Source organism: Photobacterium piscicola (genome assembly GCF_900166965.1).
In the GTDB taxonomy this organism is placed as follows: Bacteria; Pseudomonadota; Gammaproteobacteria; order Enterobacterales; family Vibrionaceae; genus Photobacterium; species Photobacterium piscicola.
The window spans coordinates 59,568-65,856 of sequence record NZ_FUZI01000016.1 but is presented as its reverse complement, the minus strand read 5'-3'; the positions used below and the strand labels follow the sequence as shown (position 1 = coordinate 65,856).

Here is a 6,289-nt window from a genome sequence, read left to right as displayed (position 1 = left end):
CCAAGCAGTGTCAGGATAGTACCGCCGAATACGGCTGTCGCACCACAAGCGTACACACCGTAGATGCTGTATAGAACCGCTAATGTACCCACGGTTGCACCAAGACGGTATTGCTTTTGAGATACCACGTTTTTACGAAGTAGTACTTCAAGGCCAGTCATCGATAGGATGTAAGGTACCATGTTAATGAATACGGCTAGGTTCAATAGTGCGTTGAACTGACTGATCAAGTTAGGAGAGATAGTCATTACTGCAAGAATAATCTCAGCCGCAAGCATGATTAACATACCTGCAATCGGTGCACCTGCTTTGTTTGTTTTAGAGAAGATTTTAGGGAATAGACCTTCATCAGCCGCGGCTTTAGAAACCTGGGCGTTAGTGAACTGCCAGCCAAGTAGTGAGCCTAGACATGCAACAACTGCTGCCAGTGTAACAATGTTACCTACTGTTGGGTTGAACATGTGGCTGAATACAAGACCAAACGGTGCAGTTGATGCTGCTAGTTCTGAGTTAGGAATAATACCTTGAATAACACCCGTTGAAGCAATGTAAACAATCGCTGCGAAACCAGTACCAAACAGTACTGCAAGTGGTACGTTACGCTCTGGGTTTTCAACCGCATCAGAGTTAGCACCTGCAGACTCAATACCTAGGAAAGCCCATAAAGTCAATGCGATACCAGAAGATACAGAGTGCATTGTAGTGTCGTGGTGTGGGTTCCATGCGTTCATGAATGTTTGTGGATCGAACCACCACCAACCGATGATAGACAGACCAGCAACCGGAATAATAATACCCCAAACAGTGAAGGTTGAGATTTGACCTGTGATTTTCGCACCGCCAAAGTTAGCTACCATAGTGAAGATAAGGATAGCGACTACACCGTAGAAAGTGTGCATAGGTGTATCAAGCCAAGGCATAAAGGGTTTGATGTAACCTAAACAAGAAACGGCAATAGCAACACAGCTAATCACCAAACACACGTAGTAAGTGTAAGAAGAGATGAAGAAAGATGATTTTCCGTGTGCTTCTTCTGCGTAAGCTGACATACCGCCAGAGCGTTTACAAAATGCACCACATTTAGCGAATGTGTAAGCAATACACATTGCACCTAGCGCAGTAACAACCCAAGATAACATTGAGATTGCACCAACTTGCGCCAAGCTTGCTGGTAGCATAATAATACCGGAACCCATCATGTTAACTGCAACAAGTACAGTTAAGCCGACAAGACCCATTTTTTTAGTGCCAGTATCTGATGACATTATATTCACCTATGATTGAGGAGGATATAAACGCTATAAAAATAGTTTATTTATCGTAATGAAAATAAAGTCATGCTAATTAAAAAATTCAACGCCGATAAATAATTAAATTATTTTTTTGATTGTCTTACCTAACCAAAAAAATAAATTAAATATACTTTTTCATTGCTGGAATTATTTAATCTCATCACCGTTTACTTATTTAACGAGTGCTATGATGCTGCTATTTTGATAAAAAAAAAACCGTAAAAGCGCAAAGAAACGTTGCATATTTAGAGAGTAATTTAATAAAGAGTATCGTTATTCGATCGCTTCATTTCGTGAAAATTAACATTCCATTATGAGGCTATAAGGATTAATAATTAAAAAGCATTAATAACAGTAGCTTGAACTGATAACTAGATAGTGATTATGCTACAAACTCCACATTTGCAACTGTAAGCATAAAATAGTTATGCATTAATAGTGAGGTTGCATGCCTTGTTATGTGGGCATTTATTTTACTAATAATGCGCCATAATAACCGCGACTCTCTATCTTTGAGAGGATTACCTACCAATAAACGTACAGATTGGTATGAAGCTACCGAGGAATAGCAAGGGCTTTTAGTCAGTGATGACTTTCAAATATGGCTTTTTTTGAATAATAAAAAAGGAGTCGCAACTCCTTTTATCAAAATAATGGCACTATTTTTATGCAGGTGTTACTCGCGAAGTACCATCATCACTAAGGTTAACTTGTACTCGCTCTCCGGTATGAAACATAACTTGAGGATTAACTTGTTGCACAATAGATACCGTGCGACCACTGTCCATTTTTATGGTTAAGTTAACTCCATTGTGTTTGGTTACTTGATTACCTGCTTCATTGCCCAAGAACCCCCCCAGCAATGCGCCACCAATAGAGGCTATTTCAGCACCTTTACCACCGCCAACGCCAGAACCAAGAATGCCACCAATTGCGCCGCCAGCTAAGGTGCCGATGCCATTACCATTACCGTTTAGCGTCACTGCTTGGGTTCGCACCACTGTACCGTAGTAAACTTGTTGCATCTGGCGAGCATCATTTACATTGTAGGCATTGCCATAAGGATTGGCCGCACAGCCTGCAAGACCTAAGGTCGAAGCTATTATTACTACAGCAAGAATTTTGGTTTTCATGGTATCTGCTTCACTAAAAATACGGTGTATAAAATGGTTATTTCTAATTTGAGCCTTTTTATTTAGAAAATAAAGCAGTAAATCTGATATTACAAAAACAACTGTTAGATAGTTTAATCGCAACCGGTGGTTATTTTGCGTGACCACTTTTATCGGCGTGGTAGGTATTAATAAAATGATTAAAATAGGTTTGTAGTTGTTGTGCCGCTTGAGGTTGTTGCAATAAATTTAATAATTCAATACCGACCTCACAGGTACATAGATGTCCTGGTTGTTGATTGCGACGCAAAGCGTAGTTAGATGTCTGCTGAGGGGTGATTGCAATACGAGGTAATTGGCTTAGCCATGGACTTTTACGCACCATTTTGCGGGCTTCTTGCCAAGTTGCATCTAGAATTATTAATAATATTTTTGCATCAGTTGCTGTTGGTAATGTTAAAGGTTGTGCCAAATGTTGTTCATCACTTGGAAAGACTAACCATGCTTGATAATGAGGATTTTGTAGTTGGTCTAGTAATCGTTGTGGTGGTTGTGTGCGGTGCCACATTTCAACGCGACAACTGGGTAGAGTTCGAGTCATTAATACGCCAGTATTAGTGTCTTTGTTGCATTCACGAGGATGAGTTAGCAGGATAAAATCGGCCGCTGATTGTAATTGTGGTTCGATGTCACAAATACAATTAAATTGAAAACCGCAACGCTGGCAAGCCATGATTTTTCTCATAGTAAACAATAAAGGTGGCAGTGTGGCATAACGCCACCTTTGAGTCACGATAGAGAATAATATTGATCGTTATTGGCGTTGCAGAATTAACCCTTCAACGCCAAGTTCATAAGTTTGACCATCGACAGTTTCTTGTTTTGTGCTTAATTGTTCACTATGAGGATCATAACTATAAATGCGTTCGCTATTTAATGGGCGTCCTTGATGGGTAGTCATTGTGACTTTGACTGTGGTGGTATTGATTGCTTGCCAATGACCTGTTTCTAATAAACCAGGATCACCATTAGTATAAGTGTAAGTCGTTGTTGCGTCATGATCGTCAGCTAAGTGAAGATGTGTCGTTAGACCCATTTCAGTATCACTTTTATAATTTCCCACCCATTGTGACTCTGCAGGATCGCTTTTAAAAGCAGCGGGTATCCAGCTAGCACAGCCCGATAAGGTGGTTGCCGCTAGCAGTAATGCAAGTGATAAACGTGGGTATGGCATTATGTACTCTCTATGGTAGGCTCAATTTCAACATTGAAATTAGCGTAATGAGGGAAAATCTATGGCGTATTGGTTATTTAAAACCGAACCAGATACCTTTTCAATAGACACCTTAAAACAACAAAAAGTTTCACCATGGGAAGGGGTGCGTAATTACCAAGCTAGAAATATGCTACGCGATGAGGTTAAATGTGGTGATCTAGTGCTGATTTATCATTCTTCTTGCAAAGCTATCGGTGTGGTTGGTATCGCGAAAGTGGTGAAAGAAGCCTATGTTGATCATTTTCAATTTGAACCAACAAGTGCGTATTTTGATCCCAAGGCCAGCTGTGAAAAACCACCGTGGGTAATGGTGGATATTGAATACCAACAACATTTGCGATTAGTAAGCTTAGCACGAATGAAAAAGACGCCTGAGTTAGCTGAAATGCCATTAGTGAAAAGAGGCAATCGACTCAGTGTGATGCCAGTAACAGCGGCGCAATGGCAACACATATTAGCCATGACGGGACAGTTTTAAATAAAACAGTGACAACATAGAGCGCTATGAATGTCACTGATTTAGATTTTTCAAGCATAAAAACGGCCAAATTAGCGCGTTAATAAATGCTGTTCTAAATAATGTGCTACTGCTTCGTCAGCGTTCGAGCCAATAACTTCATTATTTGGTAATGCCTGTTTCACTTTTTCGTGTGAGGTTCCCATTACCAGACCTTTACCGGCCATTGCTAACATTTCAGCATCATTCATACCATCACCAAATGCAATACAGTCAGCCAGTTGGTAACCCAGAGCTTCAGCGACGGCTTTAAGTGCATGACCTTTTGACACTCCCGCATCCATCACTTCAAGACACCAGGGAGTTGAAAAGGCGACGTTGGCTTTATCACCAAAATGGGTATTGAAACACTGTTCCCATTTCACTAACGCTTCATGATCTTCGTCATCACGAGTAAAGAAGATTTTAGCCACGTTTTCTACTGGGGGATTATTGGCATCATACAAGTGATAACTAAAGCTATCATGGAACTCTTTTAGCTGTTCATTATCATGATTTAAAAGCCATTGATCGCCACAATACATATGAATATGTAATGCAGGATCGTCTTTAGCGAGTTCAATTACACCACGAATAACGTCAGCACTTAGATCTTGTTGAAAGACCAGTTCGCCTTGGCTGTTATGTACGCGAGCACCATTAGAGGTGATCATATAAGCTGGAATAGCTAATTTTTCACGTATTTCTTCGACATCGATATGATGACGGCCAGTGGCGAAGACAAAATTTATTTGTTGTTGGTCAAGGCGCTGTAATACATCGCGAGTAAATGGCGCAATTTTATGGTCGGGATTTAGTAAGGTGCCATCTAAATCTGAAGCAACGATTTGATACATGAAAACTCTCAATAAATAGAAATGTAGCGAAAATAAAGATAACGAGATCAAATGTGAGTCGCTAATCTTAAACTACTATGAGAGATAAAAAGGGGTTGATGTTAGTAATAAATATTTCCGCTTTTATTTTTGTGATGGCGTAGTCTTTTTGAATTTATTTACTATTATGATGCCGCAAAATGGTTGCAAATTTCTATTAAAGCAATATTACGATATTGGTCTTTTTCAAATAATAATTCGTGACGAGCATCAGCGATCGTGACTATTTGACTGTAATTAGGCGTGTGTTGGCAGAAATGATAATGGGCTTGGTTATCGACAATATGATCGGCACTACCTTGTAATATTAAGGTTGGAGTGATGATGTTCTTAGCTTCAGCAATACAGTGACGGGTCGCGGCCATACTTTGCCACACCCAACGATTACTGGCACCCCCTAAACGTAATTGGGGTTGTTGTTGGTATAAACTTTTGCTCCATTGAAAACGCGTTTCGCTGTGTGTCAGTGGATTATTTGCAAACGGTTTTGGGTAGTAAGCGCGTTGTCCTGGTGCATAAGTGGGTTGGCGATGAATGTAATCATTAAAGCGTGCTAATGGCTCAGCAAAAAAACGCAAACTGGGTTTAAGATGAATACCATGCATTGGTGCACTTAATACCGCTCGATCAATCAGTTTAGGATGACGAGCAAGCAGTAGACTACTGATAGCTCCCCCCATCGAATGACCTAATAGAAAGTGATGTTGATAACCTTGAGGTTTGACAATATCGGTGATGAAGGTATGCAGATCCGTAACGTAATCATCAAATTGATCAACATACCCCATTTCAGGATCCGCCGTTAATCGTTGTGACATGCCTTGGCCACGGTGATCAAGGGCGTAAATATGGTAGCCTTGATTGATTAAATCAAAAAATAGTTCTTGGTATTTGTAGTAACTTTCAATGCGCCCATTCACAATCACAATGACTTTATTGCTGGTACCCGGCGTTAAACTAACCCAACTTAATTGGCACTGATTGACACCTTGCAACGTGCCTTCATGCCGTTGTTGCCATAGCGCAGTAATTGGGCCTGCCATCATATTACTGAAGCTAGCTTCTTGTGAAAAATGCAAGGCGGAGTGGGTCATAACGTTTCCGAAAGTTGTGAACTACGAGGCAAAGAATTGAATGATAGTTTTGCGAACGAGCTATCTCGTTGCTTATTATCATATTTGCCAGTATACCTTATTTATTGCCCACCGCGTAATAAA

7 protein-coding genes are annotated in these 6,289 nt (G+C 40.3%); 1 reads left to right on the top strand and 6 read right to left on the bottom strand.

What is annotated here, in order from left to right; translation table 11 throughout:
- The 4 genes from potE to CZ809_RS19875 all read right to left on the bottom strand — a co-directional run.
- Positions 1-1,265 (bottom strand): putrescine-ornithine antiporter (gene potE / locus CZ809_RS19890; RefSeq protein ID WP_080159258.1); only part of this gene is annotated, 1,265 nt, incomplete at its 3' end.
- A gap of 692 nt (positions 1,266-1,957) precedes the next feature.
- Positions 1,958-2,425, bottom strand: coding sequence for an outer membrane lipoprotein (locus CZ809_RS19885; protein ID WP_080159257.1), 468 nt, complete (start codon positions 2,423-2,425; stop codon positions 1,958-1,960).
- A 130-nt stretch (positions 2,426-2,555) separates the two neighbouring features.
- Complete coding sequence (locus CZ809_RS19880) at positions 2,556-3,137, bottom strand: tRNA-uridine aminocarboxypropyltransferase (protein WP_080159256.1); 582 nt, start codon at positions 3,135-3,137, stop codon at positions 2,556-2,558.
- Positions 3,138-3,218: 81 nt separating this feature from the next.
- Complete coding sequence (locus tag CZ809_RS19875; protein ID WP_080159255.1) at positions 3,219-3,638, bottom strand: COG3650 family protein; 420 nt, start codon at positions 3,636-3,638, stop codon at positions 3,219-3,221.
- Positions 3,639-3,699: 61 nt separating this feature from the next.
- Here CZ809_RS19875 and CZ809_RS19870 point away from each other — a divergent pair, with 61 nt between their 5' ends.
- Entirely contained in the window at positions 3,700-4,158 is a 459-nt protein-coding gene (locus tag CZ809_RS19870) for an EVE domain-containing protein (RefSeq protein WP_080159254.1), read from the top strand.
- A 71-nt stretch (positions 4,159-4,229) separates the two neighbouring features.
- On the opposite strand, the gene CZ809_RS19865 is transcribed toward CZ809_RS19870, so the two are convergent.
- Both CZ809_RS19865 and CZ809_RS19860 read right to left on the bottom strand, forming a co-directional pair.
- A complete protein-coding gene (locus tag CZ809_RS19865; protein WP_080159253.1) occupies positions 4,230-5,033 on the bottom strand; it encodes a Cof-type HAD-IIB family hydrolase in 804 nt (267 codons plus the stop codon).
- 164 nt (positions 5,034-5,197) lie between these two features.
- Positions 5,198-6,166 (bottom strand): alpha/beta fold hydrolase, encoded by a 969-nt coding sequence (locus CZ809_RS19860; protein ID WP_144396213.1) that lies wholly within the window; start codon positions 6,164-6,166, stop codon positions 5,198-5,200.
- Between the last annotated feature and the right edge of the window lie 123 nt (positions 6,167-6,289).

Bases quoted from the DNA above. Each gene is read 5' to 3' on its own strand.
- CZ809_RS19885 (WP_080159257.1), bottom strand. From the start codon at position 2,425: ATGAAAACCAAAATTCTTGCTGTAGTAATAATAGCTTCGACCTTAGGT.
- CZ809_RS19880 (WP_080159256.1), bottom strand. From the start codon at position 3,137: ATGGCTTGCCAGCGTTGCGGTTTTCAATTTAATTGTATTTGTGACATC.
- CZ809_RS19875 (WP_080159255.1), bottom strand. From the start codon at position 3,638: ATGCCATACCCACGTTTATCACTTGCATTACTGCTAGCGGCAACCACC.
- CZ809_RS19870 (WP_080159254.1), top strand. From the start codon at position 3,700: ATGGCGTATTGGTTATTTAAAACCGAACCAGATACCTTTTCAATAGAC.
- CZ809_RS19865 (WP_080159253.1), bottom strand. From the start codon at position 5,033: ATGTATCAAATCGTTGCTTCAGATTTAGATGGCACCTTACTAAATCCC.
- CZ809_RS19860 (WP_144396213.1), bottom strand. From the start codon at position 6,166: ATGACCCACTCCGCCTTGCATTTTTCACAAGAAGCTAGCTTCAGTAAT.